Source organism: Rubrivirga sp. S365, assembly GCF_032248475.1.
GTDB classification, from domain to species: Bacteria; Bacteroidota; Rhodothermia; order Rhodothermales; family Rubricoccaceae; genus Rubrivirga; species Rubrivirga litoralis.
Window position 1 is genome coordinate 3,460,864 of the sequence record NZ_JAVTTN010000001.1, and the last position, 24,389, is coordinate 3,485,252.

General features: G+C 73.9%; 19 protein-coding genes. 4 read left to right on the forward strand and 15 right to left on the reverse strand.

Annotated elements, in window-relative coordinates:
* Positions 1-8: 8 nt before the first annotated feature.
* From RQM47_RS15185 to RQM47_RS15225, 9 genes are all read right to left on the reverse strand, one after another.
* A complete protein-coding gene (locus RQM47_RS15185; protein ID WP_311664412.1) occupies positions 9-584 on the reverse strand; it encodes a hypothetical protein in 576 nt (191 codons plus the stop codon).
* Positions 585-1,559 (reverse strand): flotillin-like protein FloA, encoded by a 975-nt coding sequence (gene floA, locus RQM47_RS15190; protein WP_311664414.1) that lies wholly within the window; start codon positions 1,557-1,559, stop codon positions 585-587.
* A gap of 481 nt (positions 1,560-2,040) precedes the next feature.
* Positions 2,041-2,250: a hypothetical protein gene (locus RQM47_RS15195; RefSeq protein WP_311664416.1), complete on the reverse strand. Its 210-nt coding sequence runs from the start codon at positions 2,248-2,250 to the stop codon at positions 2,041-2,043.
* Between the two features lie 116 nt (positions 2,251-2,366).
* A complete protein-coding gene (locus RQM47_RS15200) occupies positions 2,367-3,908 on the reverse strand; it encodes a transglycosylase SLT domain-containing protein (RefSeq protein WP_311664418.1) in 1,542 nt (513 codons plus the stop codon).
* Positions 3,909-3,995: 87 nt separating this feature from the next.
* A complete protein-coding gene (locus RQM47_RS15205; RefSeq protein WP_311664420.1) occupies positions 3,996-4,871 on the reverse strand; it encodes a hypothetical protein in 876 nt (291 codons plus the stop codon).
* 177 nt (positions 4,872-5,048) lie between these two features.
* Positions 5,049-6,779 carry a DEDD exonuclease domain-containing protein gene (locus tag RQM47_RS15210; protein WP_311664422.1) on the reverse strand — a complete coding sequence of 577 codons (1,731 nt, stop codon included), beginning with the start codon at positions 6,777-6,779 and terminating at the stop codon, positions 5,049-5,051.
* 272 nt (positions 6,780-7,051) lie between these two features.
* Entirely contained in the window at positions 7,052-9,136 is a 2,085-nt protein-coding gene (locus tag RQM47_RS15215) for a cation:proton antiporter (RefSeq protein ID WP_314009418.1), read from the reverse strand.
* A 153-nt stretch (positions 9,137-9,289) separates the two neighbouring features.
* Positions 9,290-10,267 (reverse strand): L,D-transpeptidase, encoded by a 978-nt coding sequence (locus tag RQM47_RS15220; RefSeq protein ID WP_311664426.1) that lies wholly within the window; start codon positions 10,265-10,267, stop codon positions 9,290-9,292.
* Positions 10,268-10,621: 354 nt separating this feature from the next.
* Complete coding sequence (locus RQM47_RS15225; RefSeq protein WP_311664428.1) at positions 10,622-11,584, reverse strand: calcium/sodium antiporter; 963 nt, start codon at positions 11,582-11,584, stop codon at positions 10,622-10,624.
* Positions 11,585-11,792: 208 nt separating this feature from the next.
* Here RQM47_RS15225 and RQM47_RS15230 point away from each other — a divergent pair, with 208 nt between their 5' ends.
* Positions 11,793-12,173, forward strand: a complete 381-nt coding sequence (locus RQM47_RS15230; RefSeq protein ID WP_311664430.1) for a cation:proton antiporter — start codon at positions 11,793-11,795, stop codon at positions 12,171-12,173.
* Here the strand turns inward: RQM47_RS15230 and RQM47_RS15235 are convergent.
* The 5 genes from RQM47_RS15235 to RQM47_RS15255 all read right to left on the reverse strand — a co-directional run bounded on the left by RQM47_RS15235 (position 12,162) and on the right by RQM47_RS15255 (position 17,818).
* On the reverse strand, positions 12,162-13,016 hold the full coding sequence (locus RQM47_RS15235) for a hypothetical protein (protein WP_311664432.1): 855 nt from the start codon (positions 13,014-13,016) through the stop codon (positions 12,162-12,164). The two genes, RQM47_RS15230 and RQM47_RS15235, sit on opposite strands and share 12 nt — an antisense overlap.
* 223 nt (positions 13,017-13,239) lie before the next feature.
* Positions 13,240-14,577, reverse strand: coding sequence for a Na+/H+ antiporter NhaA (gene nhaA, locus RQM47_RS15240; RefSeq protein WP_311664434.1), 1,338 nt, complete (start codon positions 14,575-14,577; stop codon positions 13,240-13,242).
* 373 nt (positions 14,578-14,950) lie between these two features.
* Positions 14,951-16,129, reverse strand: a complete 1,179-nt coding sequence (locus tag RQM47_RS15245; protein ID WP_311664436.1) for an endonuclease/exonuclease/phosphatase family protein — start codon at positions 16,127-16,129, stop codon at positions 14,951-14,953.
* A complete protein-coding gene (locus RQM47_RS15250; protein ID WP_311664438.1) occupies positions 16,122-17,006 on the reverse strand; it encodes a rhomboid family intramembrane serine protease in 885 nt (294 codons plus the stop codon). The genes RQM47_RS15245 and RQM47_RS15250 overlap by 8 nt, the downstream gene beginning before the upstream one ends.
* Before the next feature lie 98 nt (positions 17,007-17,104).
* Positions 17,105-17,818, reverse strand: a complete 714-nt coding sequence (locus RQM47_RS15255) for a rhomboid family intramembrane serine protease (protein WP_311664441.1) — start codon at positions 17,816-17,818, stop codon at positions 17,105-17,107.
* A 316-nt stretch (positions 17,819-18,134) separates the two neighbouring features.
* Between RQM47_RS15255 and RQM47_RS15260 the strand changes: the two genes are divergently transcribed.
* The 3 genes from RQM47_RS15260 to RQM47_RS15270 all read left to right on the forward strand — a co-directional run bounded on the left by RQM47_RS15260 (position 18,135) and on the right by RQM47_RS15270 (position 23,161).
* Positions 18,135-18,971 carry a UDP-2,3-diacylglucosamine diphosphatase gene (locus RQM47_RS15260; protein WP_311664443.1) on the forward strand — a complete coding sequence of 279 codons (837 nt, stop codon included), beginning with the start codon at positions 18,135-18,137 and terminating at the stop codon, positions 18,969-18,971.
* A 15-nt stretch (positions 18,972-18,986) separates the two neighbouring features.
* Positions 18,987-21,755, forward strand: a complete 2,769-nt coding sequence (locus RQM47_RS15265; protein ID WP_311664445.1) for a penicillin-binding protein 1A — start codon at positions 18,987-18,989, stop codon at positions 21,753-21,755.
* A 134-nt stretch (positions 21,756-21,889) separates the two neighbouring features.
* Positions 21,890-23,161, forward strand: coding sequence for an exonuclease SbcCD subunit D (locus tag RQM47_RS15270; protein WP_311664448.1), 1,272 nt, complete (start codon positions 21,890-21,892; stop codon positions 23,159-23,161).
* 159 nt (positions 23,162-23,320) lie between these two features.
* Here the strand turns inward: RQM47_RS15270 and RQM47_RS15275 are convergent, their stop codons facing one another.
* A complete protein-coding gene (locus tag RQM47_RS15275; protein ID WP_314009419.1) occupies positions 23,321-24,304 on the reverse strand; it encodes a 4-(cytidine 5'-diphospho)-2-C-methyl-D-erythritol kinase in 984 nt (327 codons plus the stop codon).
* Positions 24,305-24,389 lie beyond the last annotated feature (85 nt).

A 24,389-nucleotide genomic window follows, 5' to 3' on the forward strand; every position in this document is an offset into this window, starting at 1 on the left:
GCCCGCCGCTACCCGCCCGCCGCCCGCTGCGCGAACGCGAGGACGAGCCGCGCGTGGGCCGCCACCATCTCGACCACGCCGAGGTCCGCGAGGCGGGCGTCGGGCGTCGTCGGGAGCTTGGGCGGCGAGACGCGGCCCATCCACAGCGGCAGCTTCTCCCCGAGCACGCTCGGCCCCGGGAACCGGCCCGGCGGGAGGTGCGCGCCGTAGAACGCCGCTTTCCGTTCGAGCCGCGCGTACACGCTCTGGTCCGGCTCGACGTCGCCCTCCGCCCCGCCCGCCACGTACTCGGCGCCCAGGAGGAAGTCGTGGTAGAGGAACGGGAGCTCGGCGAGCGCCGGCCCGGCCGCTTCGAGGGCGGGGCGGTTCTGGCGGAGCCCGACCTCGGCGGCCCGCGCCGTGACGGTCGCCAGGAGCGTGAGCGTCTCCTCGGCCACTAGGCCGGGGTCGGCCTGGTCCGTGAGGGCGGGGAGGGCGCGGCGGACGACGTCCTGCGTGGTCGAGAGCGCGGCGGGCGCCGCGAACGCGACGACCCGGGCGGCGAGGGCGGCGGTCCGCCCGGAATCCGTCGGGGGCTCAGCCATCTACGACAGGTCCTGGCCCGCCCGGCCCTCCGCCCCGCCGATCGTCGTCCGCATCTGGGTGTCGGCCTCGATGTTGCGGAGGTTGTAGTAGTCCATGATGCCGAGGTTGCCGGCCCGGAACGCCTCGGCCATCGCCTGCGGGATCTCGGCCTCGGCGCGGATGAGGTTGGCCCGCTCTTCCTGCTCGGCGGCGACGGCCGCCGCGCGGCGCTCCTCGGCCTTGGCGCGCGCGACGCGGAGGTCGGCCTCGGCCTGGTCGGTCTGGAGCTTGGCCCCGATGTTCTCGCCCACGTCCACGTCGGCGATGTCGATGGAGAGGATCTCGAAGGCGGTCCCCGAGTCGAGCCCCTTCGCGAGCACGGTCTTCGAGATGTTGTCGGGGTTCTCGAGCACCACGAGGTGCGTGTTCGACGAGCCGATCGTGGACACGATGCCCTCGCCGACGCGCGCGATGATGGTCTCCTCGCCCGCCCCGCCCACGAGCCGCTCGATGTTGGCGCGGACGGTCACGCGGGCCAGCGCCCGCACCTGGATGCCGTCCTTGGCGATCGCCGCGATCGACGGCGTCTCGATGACCTTGGGGTTGACCGACACCTGGACGGCCTCGAACACGTCGCGGCCGGCGAGGTCGATGGCCGTCGCGCGCTCGAACGTGAGCGGGATGTTGGCCTTGTCGGCCGAGATCAGCGCCTGGACCACCTTCTGCACGTGCCCGCCGGCGAGGTAGTGGGCCTCCAGCTGCGGCGGCTCGACGGGGATGCCCGCCTTGTGCGCCGTGATGAGCGGGTTCACAATGTGGGACGGCGGCACGTTGCGCAGCCGCATCCCGACGAGGTCGCGGAACAGGCTCAGCTTGACGCCGGAGAACACGGCCGTCAGCCACAGCCGGACCGGGATGAAGTACAGCAGGACGATCGCCAGCAGGACGACGCCCAAGATCACGACGAGGCTGCCGACGCCGAGGAGCTCTTCCATGGTGTTCGCGTGTGGGCGTCCCTGTACGGGGGCGGGGCGGCGGCGTTTCGCCCACCCCGACGCGCTACGTGCTCTGCGAAGCCGCTACTGCCGGGCGGGGCGGCCCAGGCTGAACGAGACGTCCCCCTCCTGGACACGCGAAGCAGAGCCTGCCCCGGACGCCGATCCGGGGGCGCAGGAGGGGCTAGGGGTGGTGGACGAGGCCGAGCACGAACCTGCCGATAGGAGCTTGACGCAGCGCTAAGCCTGCCTCGTAACCGCTGATTCATGCATCGCGCCCCGCCCCGCCCGCGCGCCCTCTGCGGGGGCGGGGTGGTTCGGGTGGGGTACCAACCTTCAAAGCTGGTACCGGGCGACGCTCGCCCCATGCGCGGCCTGACGGCCCTCCGCCTTGTCGCCGACAGGCCCTTGCCGATTCGGCCACCCCGCCCCGGAGTCCGCTACAGGGCTCCCGCTGCGGGAAGAGGGCAGACCGGTCCGATCAGGCGCGGCCGTAGACGGTCGGGAACGCGCGGTGGGCGTCGGCGCGGGCGTGGACCGAGCGGACGTCCTGCTCGCGCCGGGCCTCGGCGTCGGCGGCGTCGACGAGCGCCTCCTGCACGAGCTCCCGGAGCCAGTCCTGGTTTTCGCGGAGGACCTCGGCGAGGGCCGCCTTGAGGTCGTCGTTGCTAGGCGTATCAGTGCAGGTCATCCGTGGTCGTGATGTGGTGGGACGGAGGGCGAGGAAACTACGCGGTGCCGACGGCACGCGGAGGCCACGACCGCGTGCCCCGCCCCGCCCTCGGCAGGCGGGGCGGGCGGGGCGATCTACGCGTCGGGCTGGTCCCGCGAGGGGGCGGCGTCCTCGTCGTCCACGAACTGCTGGTAGTGGGCATAGCGCTCCAGGATGATCGAGACGTAGTGGACCGGCTCCAGGCCGCGCGCATAGCCGTTGCGGACCTCGGGCCGGTTGTACACGGCGGGGTTCGACTTCTGGAGGAGCCAGTACGCCACGTCCTCCCACACAGCGGGGTCGCCGCCCTCGGCCGCGGCCAGGCGCTGCGCGTCGAAGATGTGGCCCGGGCCAGCGTTGTAGCTGGCGAGGATGAACTTGAGCCGCTCCTCGGGGTCGGGCACCCGCTCGACCCAGTACTCGTCTTCGAGCCACTTGAGGTAGCGGGCGGCGGCCTCCACGTTCTGCTCGGGGTCGTACGGGTCGGCCAGGCCGAGGTCGCGGGCGGTCCCGGGCATGATCTGGAGGAGCCCCATGGCGCCGGCCCACGACTGCGCGCGGGGCTTGAACCGGCTCTCCTGGTACATCTGGCTCCCGAGCAGCCGCCAGTCCCACCCGACCGTCGGGGCGTACCGCTTGAGGAGCTCGTCGTAGTCGCTCAGCACGCCGGTCTCGGCCGTGAGGAAGCCGGTCTCGATCCGCTCGCGGTAACCGCGGCGGTCGACGAAGTACTTCCGGTAGAGCGAGTTCCAGCGGCCGGTGTCGCGGTTGGCGAGGATCCACTCGTTGAGCGCCCGCTCCAGCGTCGGGGCGTTGTCGCGGACGGCCCACGCCACGTCGTGCGGGGCGCCGATCTCGGGCGTGACCAGGAGGTTGTCGTAGTACCCCTCCTCGAGCTCGGCCACGTTCTCCTGCGCCACCGTCAGCTCGATGTTCCCGATCGCCACCTGGCGGATCAGGGACTCGGTCGTGGTGTCGACCTCGACGACCTCGATGTCGCCCGAGATTCGGTCCTCGAGCTCGACGAGCCGGTCGGCATAGGGGTGGTCCTCGGGGAGGTACACGTCGCTGCCCGCGAGGTCGGCCGGACGGCGGACGAGCCGGGCGCGGATCGTGAGCGGCTGGAGCGAGGCGTCGCCGGGGTCCATCGCCTCGGCGATCTGCTGGGGCGTCTCCTCGCCCGCGGCCTGCGCCACGCCGGCCGAGTCGAGCGGGGCCTCCTGCTGGACCACGACGGCGCTCGTCTCGTAAAGGGCCGCCGTGAACCCGAACGCCGACGTGTCCTGCTCGACCGGGATGAGCCGCCCCGCCGCGATGTCGCCCCGCCCGGCGTTGAGGTAGTACAAGAGGCTGTCCTGGGGGACCACCTCGATCCGGAACACGACGTCCTGTTCTTCGGCAAAGTCCCGGAGCAGCTCGTACTCGAATCCGAACGGCTGGCCCCGGTACAGGAAGTAGCTCGTCGAGGTGTAGGCCGTGAGAGCCACGAGCGTGTCCCGCTCGATGATGGCCCCGAGGTCGCGCTTGATGGGGTCGGGGACGACGATGCTCGGGTTCGCAGTGACGAGCACGGACGCGGCCACGAGGCCGCCGACGATGAGGAGGGCGAGGACAGCGAACGAACGCTTAAGCTTCATGAGGGAGAGTCCGGGAGTCAGCCCGTCGTACGGGCGGGGCGGTGAGGCGGGTCCTGGAGGAGCCGCGGGACTGGGGACGGGGCGCCGCTACGGCCCGTCGCTCAGCACGTCGACGAGCGCCGCGATCATCCGCGTCTGCTCGGCGAGGTGGCCCCGCTGAGCCTCGACGTTGACGTAGGCCGTGCCCTCGCGGGCGGCCCAGACCGAGAGCGAGCCGTCGTCGGTCGCCGCGTCGTTGTCCTGGAGCACGGCGTTGAACCCGGCGTCCACGAGGAGGTCGTAGAGGTCGCGGTCGGTGACGAAGAAGAAGTCGTCGGGGTCCGTCCCGTCGTGGACGGTGACGGCCGCGGCGTCGGCCTCGTACTCGCCGCCCCGCCCGTACGACGCGGCCGAGTAGCCGTCCGCCGTGTTGTCGTGGAGCGTGACGACGACGGCCGGGGGGACGGCCGCGTAGAGCGCGAGCACGCGGTCGGCGAACGCCTCCAGCGCCTCCCGCCCCGCCCGGTCGTCCTCGGAAAGAGCGGCGAGCGTGCGGGCGCGGCCGGCCGCCGTGAACATCCGGTTGGGGTCGGCGGTGTAGGTCCGGCCGCCGGTCGTGAATGTCACGTTCCGCTCGCCCGAGTGGACGAGCTCGACCACGCGCCCGCCCCGCTCGCGGAGCACGGCGAGCGCCGCCTCGACCGACGTGCCCTCGTCGTCGTGGAGGTTGAGGGCGTTGAGCGGGAACGTCTCGAACCCCGGCGACCCGAGCGGGTCCGGGATCGGCGCCGTCCACACGCGGACCGTCACGACGTCGTCCCCGAGCGGCACGGCCTCCTCGGCCACGCGCAGCGAGTCCGTTGTGGGCGGGGCGGGGCGGACGATCGCGGAGTCGGCCCGCCGCCCGTGTCCCTCGGCGGGCGAGGCCGGCTGGGCGCACGCGGCGACGGCGACGAGCGGGACGGCAAAAACGGCGAGGCGCATGGGCGGGGCGGAGCAGGCGGGCTCGGTCCAACGCGGCCAGAGCAAGACGCGTGCCCACCCCGCCCCCGACGCTCGGGCGGGGCGGCCGGCGCGCGGCCGAGCGGGGTGGGGGCACGGAGCCACCCCGCCCGAGCGACCGGACCGCGGGCGGGGCGGCGCCTCCTCCCCCACCCCGCCCTACGCCTCCTCCGTCGCCGGGGCCGCCGCGCGGGCGGCGGCGAGGACGGCGTCGAGGAACGCCTCGGGGTCGCCGTCCGGCGCCCAGCGGACGTGGCGCGCGGCGTCGTCGTGGAGCCGCATCCAGCTCGCCAGCATCCGCATCTCGTCCACGTCGGGGCGGAGGTGCGACTCGGGCGGGGCGAGGCCGGGGTCGAACGTCTCGGCGAGCGCCGCCGCGAGGTCGGCCGTCTCGTCCGGGCCGGGGTCGCGGGGCAGGTCCACGCGGCCGGCGAGGCGGCCGTGGCGGATGAGGAACAGCTGCACGCCGCCCGCCGCCTGCGCGGGGGCCGGCAGGCCGTCGTAGCCCGGGGCGAGCGGCTCGACGAGGACCGCGTCGTGCTCGTGGACCGCGCTCGCGACCGTCCGCTGGCGGCCCAGCGTCCGCTCCAGCCGGCGGAGCTGGTCGCGGTACCACCCCGCCGCCTCGTACTCGCGCGCCGCCGCCGCCTCGCGCATGGCCTCCTCGACCATGTCGACGGCCTCGGTGTCCTGGCCCGTCAGGAACGCGCGCACGCGCTCGACCTCCAGGCCGTACTCGTCGGCGCCCGCCCCGCCCGCGCACGGCGCGCCGCACCGGCCCATCTGGTGGTACAGGCACTCGCGGCCGAGCTCGAACACGGGGTCGTCGCACTCGCGGAGCCGGAACAGCCGCGAGATCAGCTCGACGACCTCCTCGGCCTGCCCGCGCCGCCCGAGCGGGCCGTAGTACTCGGCCCCGTCGTGGGCGATGCGCGGGGTCCATGAGAGGGTCGGGTAGGCGTGCGTCGTGTCGAGCCGGAGGAACGGGTAGTCGCGGTACTTCCGCTGCGCCCGGTTGTAGACGGGCAGGTGGTTCTTGATCAGCTTCGACTCTTCGAGGAGCGCCGCCAGTTCGGTCCCCGTCTCGCGCCACGTCACGTCGCGCACGTCGCGGACGAGCTTGCGCGTCTTGGGGTCGTGGGCCTCGACGCTCGTGAAGTAGCTCCGCACGCGGTTGCGGAGCGACTTCGCCTTGCCCACGTAGACCACCCGGCCCCGCCCGTCGCGCATAAAGTAGACGCCGGGGCGGTCGGGGAGCCGCGGGAGCGTCTCTTCGCGGATCGCCTTGAGGTGCGACGGCTCGCGCCGCGTGTCCTTGTACCGCCGCCGCTGGAAGGCGAGCACGTCCTCGGCGGTCTCGGCCCCGAACTCGATCTTGAGCCGGTCGATCAGGATGACCAGCAGCTCGGCCGTGGCGACGGCGTCGCCCAGCGCGCGGTGCCGGCCCTGGACGTCGATCCCGAAGTGCTGCGTGAGCTTCGAGAGCCCCTTCGACGGCAGCGACGACAGGAGGCGCCGGGCAAGGCGGAGCGTGTCGAGGCTGGGGTTCTGGAGCGGCGGCAGCCCGGCCTCGGCGAGCGCCACGTCGAGGAAGCGGGCGTCGAACGGGAGGTTGTGGGCGACCAGCACGGCGTCGCCCAGGAAGTCGAGGAACCGGGGCATGACCTCGGTCGCCGTCGGCTGCCCGTAGACCATGCCCGTCGAGATGCCCGTCAGCCGCGTGATCCGCGCCGGCACGTGGCGCCCCGGGTCGACGAGCTCCTGGAACGTGTCGACCACCTCCCCGCCCACGAGCCGCGCCGCGCCGACCTCGATGATCCGGTCGTCGCCCGCCCGGGACCCGGTGGTCTCGGTGTCGACGATGACGAAGGGCGTGCGGTCGAGGGTCATGGCGCGTGGAAGGTCGCACAAGGTGCGGGCCGCCCCGTGACGCCGGCGCGTCACACGGGGCGGGGCGGCTCCGGGCGAAGCCGCGCCGGGCGGGGTGGCGGCTCCGGCTCCTCCGCCGACGCCCTGCCCCCGCCCCGCCCTTACGCTCGCCCGGCCGGCGCGCCTAGAGCAACGTGCAGGTAGGCAGGGTACTCGGTACGAGGTACGCGAGCGCCGAGACCAGATCGGGCCGTACCTCGTACCTGGTACCCCGTACCCACCCGAGGGGCGCTCTAGGCGCCCGCCCCGCCCTCGGCAGCGAGCGGGGCGGGGCGGGGCGGCCCGTCGGGGGGCGGGGCGCGGAACAGGTCGGCCGAGTGGGCAAACTGGTCCGCCGAGCCCACCATGACGAGGCGGTCGCCGGGCTCGACGCGGAACTCGCCGGCCGGGCTCCCGACCGTCTCGCGGCCGCGGCGGACGGCCATGACGGTCAGCCCGTGGTCCTGGCGCAGCCGGAGCTCGGCCAGCGTCCGCCCCGCCGCCGGGGCGCCGTCGCGGACGGCGACCGCGCGCGTGTGGAGGCCCTCCTCGTCGAGCCCCTGGAGCACCATGAGGTGCGCCTCCTGGATGGAGCCGCGGAGCACGCCGTAGTCGTCCTGGCGCACGAGGGCAGCTTGGCGCTCGATCTCGTCGCGGGGCACGAGGTAGGCGCCCAGGACGTGCGTGAACAGGCGGACCGTCGTCTCCATCTCCTCGGGGACCACCACGTCGGCGCCGGCCCGCGTGAGCGGCTCGACGTCGGCCACGAACCGGGTCCGCGCGAGGATCTGGAGCGTCGGGTTGAGGTGACGGGCGACGGCCGTGATCCGGCGCGTGGCGTCGCCGTCGTTGATGGCGACGACGAGGAGCTTGGCCCGCTCGACGCCCAGCCCGCGGAGGATGGGCTCGCGCGAGGCGTCGCCGTAGACGGTCGCCGCGCCGTCGGCGTGGGCCTCGCGGAGGCTCCGCGGGTTGAGGTCGCTCACGGCGTACGGGATGCCACTCTCGCCCAGCACGCGGGCCAGCCGCCGCCCCGCCAGCCCGTACCCCACGACGACCGTGTGGTCCTGGAGGTCGACACCGTGCCCGTGGCCCGCCCCGCCCCCGCCGTTCGGGCCGCCCGCCCCGCCCACGCCGGCGGCCGTCTCGACGCGGCGGCCGAGGGCCGACAGCCGCGGCCCGAGCGCGACGAGCCCCGGCGTGGCCAGCATGAGCACGACGGTGACGGCGATGAGGATCTGGTCGCCCGAGGCGACGCCGCCCGGGAGCAGCCCGACATCCGCGCCGGCGAGCGCGAGCACGAACGAGAACTCGCCGATCTGGGCCAGCGCGAGCCCGACGGCGAGGGCCACGCCTAGCGGCGAGCCCAGGAGCCGCGCGCTGAACGCCGCGACCGCCGCCTTCGCCACCAGGACGACCGCCGCGACGGCCGCCACGAGCCCCAGGTTCGCCCACAGGAACGCCGGGTCCAGGAGCATCCCGACCGACAGGAAGAAGGCCGCCGTGAACAGGGTCTGGAGCGGGAGGATCTCGCTCAGCGCGTGCTCGGCGTAGTCGCTCTCGCTCACCAAGAGCCCGGCCAAAAACGCTCCGATCGCCAGGCTCACGCCCGCCAGCGACACCGCCCACGCCGTCCCCAGGCAGACCGCCGCGACGGCTAGCAGGAACAGCTCGGTCCGCCGCGTCTCGGCCACGCGCTCCAGGAGCGCCGGCACCACGCGCCGCGCGCCGACGAGGACGGCCGCGATCACGAGGGCCGCCTTCCCCAAGGCCCACGCCACGTCGAGCGCCGACCCGCCCTCGCCCGCGAGCGCCGGGATCAGGAGGACCATCACGACGATGACGAGGTCCTGGAACAGGATCATCGCCAGCACCACGCGGCCGACCGGCGTGTCCGTCTCGGCCCGCTCGCCGAGCACCTTCAGCACGATCGCCGTCGACGAGAGCGAGACGAGAAAACCCGTGAACACGGCCGGCCCGACGCCCACGTCCAGCAGCAGCAGTCCGCCCGTGACCGCCCCGATCGTGAGCGCCACCTGGAGCCCGCCGCCGAGGAAGATGGGCCGCGCGAGCCGGGCCATCTGGGCCAGCGAGAATTCGACGCCGATCGAGAACAGGAGGATGATGACGCCGACCTCGGCCAGCTGCGCCACGAGCTCCACGTCGCGGACGAGCCCCAGCGCCTCCGGCCCGATCACGACGCCGGCCAGCAGGAACCCCGCGATCGGGACCAGCCGGACCCGGTAGCACAGGTAGGCCACGACGACGCCGGCCGCGAACAGGGCGGCCAGCTCGCCGACGAACGGGAGCGGACCGGCGGCGAGGGGCGGGGCGGGCATGGGCACGGCGGCCGGTTCTGGGGGCGAGCCCTAGGGGCGGGGCGTCCCGGAGGCTAGCGCCGTCTGCCCCGCCCCGTGCGCGCGCACCGCAAAGAAACCGCCCCGCCCTCGGGCGAGAGCGGGGCGGAGAGCGGGCCGGGCGGGGCGGGGCGGCTACGGCGTGCTCGTCGCCTGCTGCTTGCGGAGCCGGTCGAACCGGACCTGCTGGTCGGTCCCCGGGCGCACGCTGTACGGGTCCTCGGGGAGCTCGACGCGGACGAGCTCGGGGCGGCCGTCGACGTCGCGGAAGCGCTCGGGCGTCCCGTTCGGGGCCTCACCGAGGACGAGGACCGTCGTGCCCTGCTCGATCACGCGGCCGCCGCGGCTGCCCATCGCGTCCTCGGCCTCACCGGTCGTCGTCGTCCAGCCGTCGGCCCAGTCGTAGATCCACTTGGCGTCGGCCGTCATGAGGCGGACGCACCCGTGGCTGGCCGCGCCCGACGTGGGCAGCGCGTAGTACTGGTGGATGTGGATGCCGCGGCGGTCGTGGAAGTTGAACACCCACCGCATGTCCCACGACTCGCCCGGCGGCGAGAGCGTCGAGACGCGGTGGAGCTCCTTCCAGTTGAAGTTGAACCGGCCCGACGGCGTCTCCGTCCCCTCGGCCCCGGTCGAGACGAGCCCCCAGCGGGCGAGCCGGCCGTTCTCGTAGCCGGCCCACGCCTGCGTCGTCTTGTCGATGACGAACAGCTTGTCGAAGTCGCGGGCGCCCTCGTAGACGCGCGGGAACGGGCTGTAGGCGCGGGGGTCGAGGTCGAAGTGGTCCGGGATGACGATCGTGTCGCCGGTGTCGAGCGTCTCGAGGAAGACCCCGTTGAGGAACGTGGTCATGCCCAGCTTTTCCCGCCCCGCCCGGGCGTCGCCGTCGCCGACCATCTCGTAGAGGCCGTGGCGAGCGAGGATCGAGTTCCCGATCGAGTCGCTGAGCGTGTAGTACCGGAACGTGACCTCGGGGATGTCTTCGAGGTCGCTCCGGTGGGCGTAGAGGAGCTCGGCCAGCCGGTCCTGGTTGAACAGCTGGCGCTCGGACTGGGCCGACGCCGGGCCGGTCACGAGGGCGAGGGCTAGGAGGGCGAGGAGACGAAAACGCATGCGAACCGGGGGAAGGGCGGGCTCAGGGGGCGAGCCCACAGGGGCGGACCGGAAGAACGCTCCAGAACCGCGCCTATTTCCACCGCCCCGCCCACCAGAGCGCCGTTGGGAGCGGGGCGGCCCCATTCCTCATGAACATATCAGGTTTGGGCTGCGGGCAGCGTGCCCCACCCACGGCGCGGACGGGGCGGGGTGTCCGCATTGTGGTACGGCGCGTCTCCCCCCGAGGTGGATGCGGCGGCGCGGCGCCTTTGTCCGGCCGCCCCGCCCGCGTCGTTCACCACCCCGCCCGTGCCTGGGCGGGGCGGAACAAATCGGGCGCCACCCCGCCCGCGCGCTCCCAGTCCCCAGTCCTCACCCCGTCGCGACCCACCACAGGTAGCCCACGTAGGCCAGGAGCAGGACGGCCCCCTCCCACCGCTGCGTCTTGCCGCCCGTGAGCAGGAACGTCAGCGTGAGCAGCCCGAACCCGAGCATCACCACGAGCACGTCGACGCCCACGCCGACCGCCGCCATGGGCGCGGCGAGCGCGGCCGGGCCGAGCACGCTCAGCACGTTGTAGATGTTGGACCCGACGGCGTTGCCGAGCGCGATCTCGCCCTCGCCGCGGAGCGCGGCCACGACCGTCGTCGCCAGCTCCGGCAGGCTCGTCCCCAGCGCCACGATCGTGAGCCCGACCACGGCCTCGCTCACGCCCAGCGTCGTGGCGAGCTCGACGGCCCCGTCGAGGAGCAGGTCCGAGCCCCACACGAGCAGGGCGATGCCGCCGACGACGAACAGGACGTGCCGCTTAAAGCCGGCCTGCGTGTCGGCGAGCGCGGACTCGATCTCGGGCGGGAGCGCCTCGCGCTCGGCGCGGACCGAGCGGCGCGAGGCGGCAATCTTCAGGACCGTGTAAACGACGGCCCCGACCAGGAGCAGCCCGCCCTCCCACTGCTCCAGCGTCCCGTCGAGGAGGAAGGCCGAGAGCACGACCATCCCCCCCAGCATGACCGGCATGTCCTGCCGCGTCAGCCCGCGGTCGACGCGCATGGGGCTGAGCGCGGCCGAGAGCCCGACGATGAGGCCGAGGTTGGCCACGTTCGACCCGACCACGTTCCCGATCGCCACCCCGCCCCGCCCCGCCAGCGCGGCCTGCACGCTGACCACGAGCTCGGGGCTCGACGTGCCCACCGCGACGACCGTCAGCCCGACCACGAGCGGGGTGATCCCGAGCCGGAGCGCGAGCGCCGACGCCCCGCGCACGAGGCCCTCGGCGCCGGCCAGCAGCAGCACGACGCCGCCGGCCATCGAGAGCAGGCTTTGGGTGAGGGTCACGGGGGGAGCGGGGGACGCGCCGAAAAGGTACGGGCGGGGCGGCCCGTCTGGGACCCGCCGCGCCCGCCCGGCCGGCGGGCGCGGGGCGGGGTCCGAGAGCGCCTGCCGGGAGCGGGCGCATAGTTTCCCGGTGCGGGGACGCCCTCCGCCGCCGGCTGGTGACGGGTCCGGCCGCCCGCGGAACGCGCGCATAGCCCCCCTCCTGCGAATGCAGACGTTCGAGTACGCCCTCGCCTTCGCCGTCGTCTGCCTCGCGTCCTACCTCATCGGAGAGGGGTTCAAGCGGATCCGACTCCCGACGATCACGGGGTACCTCTTCGCCGGCGCGCTCGTTGGGTCGTTCGGGCTCGAGTTCCTGCCGTCGGCGGCGGCCGAGAGCCTCCGGTTCGTCGACGAGCTGTCGCTAGCGGTGATCGCGTTCGTGGCCGGCAGCGAGCTCTACCTCAAGGAGATCCGCCCGCGGCTGCGGCAGATCCTGTCCAGCGCCGGCGGCATCCTCGTCGCCACGTTCGCGCTCGTCAGCGTGGCCGTGTACGTCCTCACGGCGTTCCTGCCGTTTACGGCGGGGTGGCGGGGCCTAGCCTGCTAGGCGGTCGAGCGCGGCGGCGAACCGCTCGGCCGAGCCGGGGGCGTGCGGGAAGTAGAGCGACGGCTCGATCAGCTCCAGCTCGATCACCGCCAGCGCCCCGTCGGCCAGGCGGCCCGCGTCGACGCGGGCGTAGAGCAGCGGCTCGAGCCAGGGCACGGCGGCGAGCGCGGCGCGGGTGAGCGCGAGCAGGTCGTCGCCCGGCGAGACGGCCCGGATGCGGCCCCCGTGCTCCTCCTGAACTCGGAAGTCGCCCGCGGCCGGCGTCTTCAGGACCGCGTGGCTGACGTCGCCGCCGAACACGAACGCGGACGTCTCCCCCTCCTCCACCACCGAGCGCACGAACGGCTGGACCATGCACGGCCGGTCGGCCAGCGCGGACAGCGCCTCCGCCCAGGCGCGGGGCTCGGCCGCCAGCCGGAACGTGCCGTCGGCGTTGGCGCTCACCTGGGGCTCGACGACGACCTCGCCCCACCGGCGGACGGCGTCGGCCAGCGCGTCCCCGGTGAGCCCGTCGAGCCAGACCGTCGGGACGGCGGGGACGCCGGCGGCCTCCAGGTCGCGGAGGTAGGTTTTCTCGACGTTCCAGCGCATCACCGGCAGCGGGTTCTCCAGCCGCGTCTGGCGGCCGATGTCGGCGAGCACCTCGAAAAACTCGGCCGGCGCGTCCTGGTAGTCCCACCGCGACCGCACCACAACCACCCCGTAGAGGCTCCAGTCGGTGGGGCGGCGCCACGGCACCTCGTCGACCGTCCACCCGCGGGCCGCGAGCGGGGCGACGGCGTCGCGGTCGTAGACCGCGAAGTGGCTGGTGTGGTCCGTCGTCAGGAAGGCGCAGGTGGGCATTCGCTCGGGCGGTCTCGGGCCGCCGCGGCGGGGCTCGGCGCTGAGGGCGGGGCGGCCGTGGTGTCGGCCCTGGCCCGCGGTCTCTCCAGAGGAAGCTCGCGCCAGCCGGTGGTCCTGTGGACCCGCCCGCGCCGAACGCCGGACCCCGCCGCCCCGCCCGCGCAACGAGAAAGACCGCCCCGCCCCCAGGCACGGGCGGGGCGGCGGGCGCTCCGGGGGCGGGCTAGGCGCCCACCGCCTCCAGCGGGCGCTCCTCCTCGACCGTCGGCGGAGCGGCGGCGGCCCGCGAGAGGACCACGGCGCCGAGGGCGCCCGAGATCACCGAGGCCGCCAGGATGCCCGTCTTCGCGCTGTCCAGGAGCGGACCCGGCCCGAAGGCTAGGTTGGCGATGAAGATGGACATCGTGAACCCGATGCCGGTCAGGAAGCTGACCCCCAGCACGTGGCGCCACGTCACGCCCGTCGGCAGCGCCGCCAGCCCGGTCTTGACGGCCACGAACGCCATGCCCATGACGCCGATCGGCTTGCCGACCACGAGCCCGAGCATGACGCCCAGCGCCACGGTGTCGGTGACGAGGGCAGCGGCGTCGGCGCCGAGGGCCACGCCGGCGTTGGCGAGCGCGAAGACGGGCATGATGAAGAACGCCACGAACCCGTGGAGCCCGTGCTCCAGCCGCGCCAGCGGCGTCTCGACCTTCTGACACGCCACCTCGATGCTATGGACCGCCGCCGCCTGCTCGGGCGTCGGGTCCGTCGGTGAGCCCGCGATCCCCTCGCGGAACCGGGCCAGCAGGCCGGTCACGCGGTCGGCGAACTCGACCTCGTGGATCTTGCGGTTGGCCGGGATGGTCAGGGCCACGAGGACGCCCGCGATCGTCGCGTGGACGCCGGACTTCAGCATGAACACCCACGCCGCCACGCCGACGATCGCGTAGACCGCCGTCCGCTGGACGCCGAGCCGGTTCACGACCGCCAGCAGGCCGACGAGCGCCAGCGACCACAGCAGCGCCGAGACGTTGATCTGGGCCGTGTAGAACACGGCGATCACGATGACTGCGCCGAGGTCGTCGACGATGGCGACGGCCGTCAGGAACACCTTGAGCGCGAGCGGGGCTCGGCTCCCGAGCAGGGCCAGCACGCCGAGCGCGAACGCGATGTCGGTCGCCATCGGGATGCCCCACCCGTCGAGCCGGTCCGTGCCCAGGTTGGCGACCGTGTAGAGGACGGCCGGGACGACCATGCCGCCGAGCGCCGCGGCGATCGCGAGGGCCGCCTTCCTAGGCTCCGACAGCTCGCCGGCCAGGACCTCCCGCTTGATTTCGAGGCCGACGACGAAGAAGAAGATGGCCATCAGGCCGTCGTTGATCCAGAGCAGCAGCGGCTTCGAGATCTCGAACGCCCCGGCGCCCACAGTCACGTAGGTGCCCCACAGGTCGGCGTAGACCCCGGCGAACGGACTGTTGGCCCAGACCAGCGCCGCCGCCGCCGCCACGAGGAGCAGGACGCCGCCGGCGGCCTCGGTCTTGAAGAAGGTCTGGAACGGACGGAGGAGGGTCTGCATGACGGGGGGAGCGGCCACCGCACCGGAGTGCGACGGCAGAGGACTCGGGGGAGGCCGCCGGGACTCCGGCGGCGTGCGACAGGGCGGGGCGGGCGCGCCCCTACCGTTCTGAGACGGTCAGCAGGCCCAGCCACCGACGGCGCCCACAAACCGCACGGCCGCGCGTTCGCGCTGTGGAGATCGGGGTCTGGGTCGAGGGCATGAGGCGTCGAAGGAGCGCAGCGCTCTGAGCCACTTGCTACCCGTGAAGATCCGGTCTGTTGCTCTGTGAAGCCGGTTTCATCGGGCAGCCGAGCGTTAGTCGCCCCGCCCGTAGAAGGCGGGGGCGGGGCGGCGGGGTCGGTCACGGCGCGGGAACCGGCCGCCCCTCCCCCTACTCGCGCCAGCGGAGCCGGACGCGGACCGGCCGGTGGTCCGAGAACCCGACCGGGAACGTCTCGGCCTGTGTCACCACGAACGCCGGGTCCGCGAGCACGAAGTCGATGCGGACGAGCGGGCGGTCGGCCCGGTAGGTCCGGCCCCACACTAGGCCGCCGCCCTCCCGGAAGGCGTCGAGCCGCGACGGCCCCACGACGCCGCCCCCGAGCCCGGCGCGGCGGAGGCGCCAGTAGCTCCAGTTGTCGGCCGTCGAGTTAAAGTCGCCCACGACCACGACCGGGAGCGTCTCGGCCTCGATTCGCTCGGCGAGGTCGGTCACGTCGGCGCGGCGGCCGGCGTAGACCGCCCGGTACTGGCGGAGGTACGGGACCCAGGACCGCGGGGCGTCCCACCGCACCGCGTCGTCCTCCCACGGCTTGTCCTCGCCGAACGACCGCAGGTGGACGTTGTAGAGCACGGCCTCGCGGCCCTGCCACCGGAGCCGCGTGCGGAGGGCCACCGAGACGGCCGCGTCGCCGGGCGGCCCCACGTGGACAGGCTCCTGATCGAGGACCTCCACCCCGCCCCCGCGCCGGACGAACAGCGGGACGCTCGTGCCCACGCGCTTCCGCCCGGGGTACTGCACGAGCGAGCCGGGCACGGCGAGGTCGTAGGGGAGCCGGTCGAGGAGCGCCGAGACCTGGGCGGGGAGGACCGCCGCGTCGCCGGCGAACCGCTCGGGGAACACCCACGAGTCCTGGAGCGCGAGCACGTCGGGCCGAATGCGGCCGACGAAGGCGGCCATCGAGTCGCCCAGGACGTCGGCGCTCGGGCCGGTCTGCGGCACGTTGAACGAGGTCACCACGAGGTCGTCCGGGCTGGGCTCTGGGCCGGCGAACCGGCCGCTCGGGAGCGCCCGCGCCGCGACCGACCCGATCAGGACGAGGTGGACGAGCGCCCACCCCCACCGCCGCGCCGCCAGCGGCACGACCGTCAGCGCGACGAGCGCGAGCGTGGCATACGGGAGTACGACGGCCGCCAGCTGCGCCCACCAGAACGGGCGGGGCGGGAGCACCGCGGCGCCCAACCCGACGGCCACGGCGAGCGCCACGGGCGCGTCGACGACCGCGAAGAGCGCCCACGCAGTTCGGGCCAGCGGACCCCGCCGGCGGGGCGGGGCGGCGACCTCAGCCACGGCTGGCCCGGTCCAGGATCGTGCGCTCCTCGTCGGTCAGGCTGTCGTAGCCCTCGTCGAGGATCTTGTCGAGGATCTGGTCCACGCTCGGGGCCGGCGCCCGCCCGCCCGAGCTCGAGCGCCGGCCGCCCGAGGGGACGGGCGTCGGCCGCGCGAACGGGCTCCGCTTGGGGGCCTTCGCCGCCTTTGGGCGCCGGCGGCGGTCGAAGAGCGGGCGCGCCCACGCCGTCAGGTCGACGTCCCGCCCCGCCATGCGCGCGATGAGCACGCCCGTCAGCGCGGCGCCGAGGATGGCCATCCGCTCCGGCGAGAACGCGAGGCTGAGGACCACGAACCCGACGGCCACCCACTTCATCGGGACCACGCCGAGCAAGAACAGCCCGATCCCGCGGTCCGGGTGGAACGTGGCGTAGGCGCAGAGCACGGCTGTGACCGGGATCCAGAGCCCGTAGTAGACGCCGAACGGCGACACGACCGCCCCGCCCCCCGAGGCCGCGCCCACGGCGACGGCCACCGCCGCCCCGCCCAAGGCGCCCAGCACGTACGTCCCGAACAGCCGGTGCGGCCCGTAGCTCTCCTCGTAGTCCCGCCCCATCCAGCTGAGCCAGAGGAACCCGAACACGAACGAGATCAGCCCCAGGAAGCCCGGGTACAGGTTCGCGAACGCGAACGTGAGCGGCGTCCACGGCGTCCGCAGGAGGCCCTCTGGCGTGGCCGGGAGCGCGAGCACGGCCAGCAGCCCGCCCGCGCCGAAGATGCTCAGCACGACGAACAGCACGTAGGTCGCGATGTTGACCGTCAGCAGCAGCCGGAGCGCCGGCGGCAGGCCGGCGCGCCAGAGCTGGAACCGGAAGAGCGGGGAGGACGGGTCGGCCATGCCCTGGAGCAGGTGCGGGTGAGGGGCGCCGGGTGCGCGCCCACGGAGTTACGACGGAGGCGGAAAGATGGTACCTCGAACGGAGGCCGCCCCGTCCCTCAGGCGAGGCGCCGCGACGGCTTTACCGGGAGCCGCCCGCGCCAGTAAAGGATGAGGAGCGCCCCAGTGAGCATCCCGCCGAGGTGCGCAAAGTGGGCCACGCCCGCCTGCACGCCCGCGGACCCGGCGAACAGGCTGAACGCGGCGTACCCGAGCACGAACCACTTGGCCGGAATCGGAACGGGCAGGAACAACAGGAAGATCTTCTCCTCAGGGTACAACACGCCGAACGCCGCGAGCACGCCCAGCACCCCGCCCGACGCCCCGAGCGTGGGGACAGGGATGCCCCCGACGCCCGCCCAGAACGGCCACGACGCGACGACAAGCTGGAGCACGCTGGCCCCGAGCACGCACACGAGGTAGAACCAGAAAAACCGCGTCGACCCCAGCGTCCGCTCGACCACGGCCCCAAACATCCACAGCCCGAACAGGTTGAAGAAGATGTGGCCGAAGCCCCCGTGCATAAACGCGCTCGTCACGAGCTGCCACGGCTGGAACGTCCCGAACTGGACCACGCCGTCGCGGAACTGGACGGCCTCCGGCCCGCCCAGCGGCCACAGCATGAACAGCCGGTCGAACGTGTCGTAGATGGTTGCCGACCGGGCGTCCAACACCATCTGGGCCAGGAACACCAGCCCATTGATGATGAGCAGGTTCTTGACGACCGGCGGGAACAGGCCGAACGACGAGGGGGAGCGGTAGGCGTTCTGCACAGGGAGGAGTCGGGGGCGGGGCGGACCCAGACCGGAGGGGCGGGCGGGGCGGCATCGGGGACGGACGCGCGCGGGTCCTGCCCCGGGTCGCGGGGGCGTCTCGACCGCCCCGCCCGGGGTCGGCGCGCGGGGCGGGGCGGCAGAACGGGTCGCCGGGGCCGAAGTTGCACGGCCGCCCCGGCGGGTGCCACCCCGGCCGACCGCTCCGCCCGGGACACGCCGCAGTGCCCCCGTGGCGCCGCGCCGCGTCGAAGAATGGCGGGAGCGCAGACCACCCCGCCCCGCCCCCCGTTTGGCCGGCTCGCCCCCCAGACGCTTGCTCCTCCTCCTCTCCGACCTCCACCTCGGCCGCGGCACGCGCGACCAGACGCGCGCCGCCGAGCGCGACGCGGTCGCCCTGCTCCGGGCGCACGAGGGCGCGCTCGTCCCCGACGCCGGGGCCGCGGGCGGGGCGGCGCTCGTGCTCCTGGGCGACGTCTACGACCAGTTTATCGAGTACCGGCACCTCGTCCCCAAGGGCGCCGCCCGCCTCGTCGGGCTCCTCGCCGAGTGGGCCGACCGCGGGGCCGAGGTCGTCTACGTGGTCGGCAACCGGGACCCGTGGCACGTCGACTTTTTCGAGGGCGAGGTGGGCGCCCGCGTCGTCGACGCCTGGGAGACGCGGAGGGCGGGGCGGTCCCTGTATATTGCGCATGGAGACGGCCACGGCGCCCCCCGCGGCCCTTCTAGCCAGCTCACGCACCGCCTCCAGCCGCTCCTCCGCTCCCCCCGTATGGCGCGTTTCTACCGCATGGGCCTGCCCGGCGACGCCGGCTACGGCCTCGCGCGCTGGGTCGCCCAGCGGTTCGGGACCGACGGCACGCCGGACCCCGCCGTCGCCCGCCGCCTCTCGGCCGCCGCCCACGACCGGCTCCAGACGACGGGCGCCGACGTCGTCGCCTTTGGCCACTCGCACACGGCCGCCCTCGAAGCCGCCCCGCCCCGCCCGGACGCCGGCGGGCGGGGCGGCGTCTACCTCAACCCGGGCTACTGGTTCGGCGCCCGGACGTTCGCCACGCTCGACGCCGACGGCCCCGCCCTCTCCCGCTGGGCCGACGGCGCCGCCGTCCCCCTCGCCCGCCCCGCCCCGCTCGACGCGGCGCGCGCCCTCTAACGGCCCCGGCCCGACATGGACGACCCGACGTACACCGACGACGACCTCCAGGAGTTTTTCTCCTCGCCCGCCGCGCGCCGCGCCGGCCAGGACGCCCGACGCCCGGAGGGCGGGGCGGCCGCGGACGACGACGCCTGGCGGAGCGCTCCGCTGACGGGCGAGGACGCCGACCTCGGCACCTTTTTCGGCTCCCCCGACGCCCCGCGCGCCCGCCGCGGCGGGGCCTCGGGCGACGGCGCCGCGACGGCGCCGCCTCCCGGCCCGGCCGCCCCACCCCGCCCCACCGGCCCGGCCGCCGACCGCCGCCGCCGGACGACGCGGGCGCTGGCCGTCGTGTGCGGGCTCGTCGTGCTCGGCGCGCTGGGCGCCGTCGCCGTCGTCGCGTGGCTCTCGCAGGACCTCCCGTCGCTCGAGCAGATCGAGAACCCTCAGAACCTGCTCGCCACACAGGTCCTCACAGCCGACGGCCAGGAGCTGGCCAGGTACTACGACGGCGAGAACCGGACGTGGGTCTCGCTCGACCAGATGAGCCCCTACGTCCCGGCCGCCCTCATCGCGACGGAGGACCGCCGGTTCTACGACCACTGGGGCATGGACCTCTACGGGTTCGGCGCCGTCGTCGTCGACGCGCTCCGCGGCAACGGGCTCCGCGGCGCCTCGACGATCACCATGCAGCTGGCGCGGAACCTCTACCGCGACCAGGTCGAGTTCACGATCGGCGACCGCTCGGTCGTCCGCAAGGCGAAGGAGATCCTGACGGCCGTCCGCATCGAGCGGACCTACACCAAGGACGAGATCCTCGAGGCCTACCTCAACACGGTCCCGTTCCTGTACAACGCCTACGGCATCGAGGCGGCCGCCGAGACGTTCTTCTCGAAGCCGGCCGCCGCCCTCTCGCCCGCCGAGTCGGCCACGCTGGTCGGGATGCTGGCCGCCAACTCGTTCTACGACCCCGTCCGCAACCCCGAGAACAGCACGCGGCGGCGGAACGTGGTCCTGCTCAACATGCGGAACCAGGACGTCCTCGACCAGGCCGCCTACGGCGACGCACGCGCTGACCCGGTCGACGTGGCCGCCACGTTCAACCCGTACAGCCACGAGGACAACGTGGCCCCGCACTTTGCCGAGGTCCTCCGCCTGTGGTTCCGCGAGTGGGCCGTCGAGAACGGGCGCGACCCGTACCGCGACGGGCTCGTCATCCGCACGACCATCGACTCGGAGATGCAGGCGCTGGCGACGGCGGCGGTCCAGGAGCAGATGGACGGGCTCCAGGAGGTCGTCGGGCGGGGCTGGGGCTCGGCCTCGGACCCGTTCGGGCGCTGGTGGGGCCGCAACCGCCAGATCGTCGACGAGTACGTCCGCGGGACCGACCACTTCGCGCGGCTCCGGGCCGAGGGGCTCGACCCCGACGACGCCGTCGCCGAGCTCCGCCGCGACGGCGAGTTCATGGACTCGCTGAAGACGGCGCGGACCCAGCTCGAGGCCGGCCTCATCGCGATGGACCCGACGAGCGGCCGCGTCAAGGCGTGGGTGGGCGGCCGCGACTTTATCGCCAACAAGTTCGACCACGGCGGCCAAGCCCGGCGCCAGCCCGGCTCCACGTTCAAGCTCTTCGCCTACACGACGGCCTTCGACAACGGGTACTCGCCGCAGTCGCCGGTCCTCGACGGCCGGTTCGCCTGGGGCGACTGGCAGCCCCAGAACTCGGGCGGCAGCTACCGCGGGTGGACCACGCTCGCCGAGGGGCTCCAGCAGTCGCGGAACGTCGTGGCCGCCCGGGTCACGCAGCACTTCGGGCAGGCTGAGCTCGCGCGGACGGCGTACCAGATGGGGATCCGCACGCCGCTCGAGCTCCCGCCCCCGCTCATCGACTGCACGCACAACCGGACGCTCCGCCAGTTCGACGTGTCCTGCGAGGCCGGCCAGACGTTCGTGTCCGTCCCCCGCGAGCGGTGGGAACGGGAGTGCGAGCCGTTCGAGGCCCGGGCCAACGACTGCTACGCCCGCTCGATCGCGCTCGGGACCGCCGACGTGAGCCTGCTGGAGATGGTCACGGCCTACGCCACGATCGCCAACTACGGCGTCTACCACGGCCCGACGGTCGAGGAGGACCGCCCGGCCGACACGGCGGTCCCGCCCCACATCGTGCTCGCCGTCGACCGGATCGAGGACCGCTACGGGAACGTGATCGAGGACTTTACGCCGGTCGCCCGCGAGGTCCTCAACCCGTCGACGGCCTACACCGTCTACGACGCCATGCGCGCGGTCGTGACCGGCGGGACGGCGCGCGGCCTGACGTCGCGGTTCCCCGACATCCGCGGGCTCGACCTAGCCGGCAAGACCGGGACCACGCAGGAGAACGCCGACGGCTGGTTTATCGCCATGACGCCGCAGCTCGTCGTCGGGAGTTGGACCGGGTTCGACGACCGCCGGATCACCTACCCCAACACGGCCATCGGCCAGGGCGGGCGGACCGGGCTCCTCAACGTGGGCGCGTTCCTCGAACGGCTCCAGACCGAGGGAGACTCGACGGTCCGCCTGGACCCCGACATCGAGTTCGAGGAGCCGGCCGACTACCAGCCGCCGACGCGCCGCGGCCGGATCGGGACGTCGGGCTACCTCCCCGGCGGCTCGTCGCGGAGCCGCTCGCGGAGCCGCTCGTCGTCGGGCGGGGGCTCCCGGAACCAGACGGCGCCCTCGCCGGCCCGCGAGATCCTCGACCGGATGCAGGACCGCCCCGCCCCCGCCGAGCGCCCCGAGACCGGCGGCCGGATCGGGTGGTAGCGGGAGGGATGGGAGAGGGATAGGGGATGGAGGGATGGGCAACCAGGCGTCCGCCTCGGCCCGCAGGGGCGGGGCGGCGGGACCCACCCCGCCCGCCCATCCCTCTCCCATCTCGTATCCCTCCATCCCTCCCCATGAAAATCCTCCACTGCGCCGACATCCACCTGGGGTACGAGACGCACGGGCGGCTGGACCCGGCGACGGGCCTGAGCACGCGGCTCCTCGACTTCCGGCGCTCGTTCGACTTCATGGTCGAGCGGGCCGTGGCCGAGGAGGTCGACCTGTTCCTGTTCGCGGGCGACGCCTACCGCACGGCCGACCCCACGCCGACGCAGCAGAAGCAGTTTGCCGAGGCGCTCCGTCCGGTCGTCGACGCTGGCATCCCGGTCGTCATGGTGGTCGGCAACCACGACCACCCGGTCAGCTTCGGGAAGGCGTCGTCGGTCGACATCTTCGGCGTGCTCGGGGGCGACGTCGAGGTGTTCGCCGTGCCCACGTTCCGGGCCGAGGGGCACCCGGGCGGGGCGGTGCAGACGAAGGCCGGCCCGCTCCAGCTCGTCGCGCTCCCGTGGCCCATCCGCTCGAAGATCCTCTCGCGCGACGAGCACCGCGGCAAGACGCCGCTCGAGATCCGCGACCTCGTCGAGGGGCTCTACGCCGACTTTGTGGCGACGTGCGCGGCCGAGGCCGACCCGGCCGTCCCGCTCGTCGTCTGCGCCCACCTGACGGTCAAGGGCGCCGACCCGTCGGGGAGCGAGCGGGCCAGCCTGATCGCCCACGAGCCCATCCTGACGGCGGCCCAGCTGGCGCGGCCGAACGTGGACTACGTCGCGCTCGGGCACATCCACCGCTTTCAGGACCGGAACCGCGAGGCGTTCGAGCGGGGCGAGGGGCCGCCCGTCGTCTACTCGTCGTCCATCGAGCGCGTCTCGTTCAAGGAGGCCGACGACGAAAAAGGGTTCGTGCTCGTCGACATCGACGCGGGCGGGGTGGCGGGCCAGCGGACGGCGTACGAGTTCGTGCCCACGCCGGCCCGCCGGTTCGTCTCGGTCGACGCCGACGTCCGCGGCGCCGACGACCCGACGGCCGCGCTGCTGGCCCAGGTCGGCCGCCACGACATCGCCGGCGCCGTCGTCCGCGTCCGCTACCAGGTCGACGAGGACCAGGCGGGGGCGGTCGACGCCGGCGCCCTCCGCGCGGCGCTCGCCGACGCCGACGTCGTGGCCGCCATCGAGCGCGACGTGGACCCCGCCGAGCGCCGCCAGCGCACGGTCGTCCGCCGCGACACGTCGCTGAAGGACGCCGTCGAGCGCTACGTCGACCAGCACGAGGCGCTGGGCACGATCAAAGACGACCTCGTGGCCGCGGCCCTGGAGATCGAGCGCGAGGTGGACGAGGCGGCGTAGAGCGGAGAGAGCGGAGAGAGCGGAGAGAGCGGAGAGAGCGGAGAGAGCGGAGAGAGCGGAGAGAGCGGAGAGAGCGGAGAGAGCGGAGAGAGCGGAGAGAGCGGAGAGAGCGGAGAGAGCGGAGAGAGCGGAGAGAGCAAGGTGCCCGCCCCACCCCGCTCACGCAACAGGGCGGGGCGGGAGCGCCGCGGAACTTTTCGGCCGCCGCCCCGCCCCCTGCTCTACCTGCTCTACCTGCTCTACCTGCTCTACCTGCTCTACCTGCTCTACCTGCTCTACCTGCTCTACCTGCTCTCCGCCCCGCGCCTCCACCCACACGCGGCAGCCCGTCGCCGAGCGCGCCGCCGCTCGCGCCGCCGCCTCGGACTCGAACGCCCCGAACACGGCGCTCCCCGATCCCGAGAGCGACGCGTACCCCGCCCCGCCCGCGACGAGCGCGCGGCGCGCGGCGGCGATGGCGGGGTGGGCCGCCTCGACCGGCGCCTGGAAGTCGTTGGCGAGCTCGGCCCGCCAGCGCGCGAGATCGTTCGAGCGCACGACGTCGGCGAGGGCGGGGCGGTCGCGGTCCCTCGGCGTCACGAGCCCGTAGGCCTCGGCCGTGCCCACGTGCACGTCGGGGACGGCGACGACAATCCAAAACGGGCAGCGGTACGGGGCGCCGGCGGCGCCCAGGAGCGGCGCGAGCCGCTCGCCCTGCCCAGTCGCGAGGGCGGGGCGGCCGTCGAGGAAGAACGGGACGTCGGAGCCCAGGCCCAGCGCGAGGTCGACCAGCACGTCGTCGGGGACGGCCAACTCCCACAGCTCGGCGAGCAGGCGGAGCGCGGCGGCGGCGTCCGACGAGCCGCCGCCTAGCCCGGCACCGTAGGGCACGCGCTTGTCCAGGTGGAGTCGGGCGCCGGCCTCCACCCCGCCCCACGCGGCCAGTGCCCGCGCCGCGCGCACGACCAGGTTGCGGCCGTCGGTCGGGAGCGCCGGGTCGGTCGTGGTCAGCGCCAGGTCCGAGGCCGGCGCCGCCGCGAGCGTGTCGGCCCAGCCGATGGGCAGAAAGACCGTTTCGAGGTCGTGGAACCCGTCCGCGCGGCGCCGGAGGACGTGGAGGCCGAGGTTGAGCTTGGCCGGGGCGGGGCGGGCGAGGGCGGTCACGGCGGGAAGAGCGTGCAAAGGGGCCGGGGGACGGGGAAACGCCTCGGACGCCCCCCCGCCCCGCCGTACTTTCGGCCGTCGCCCC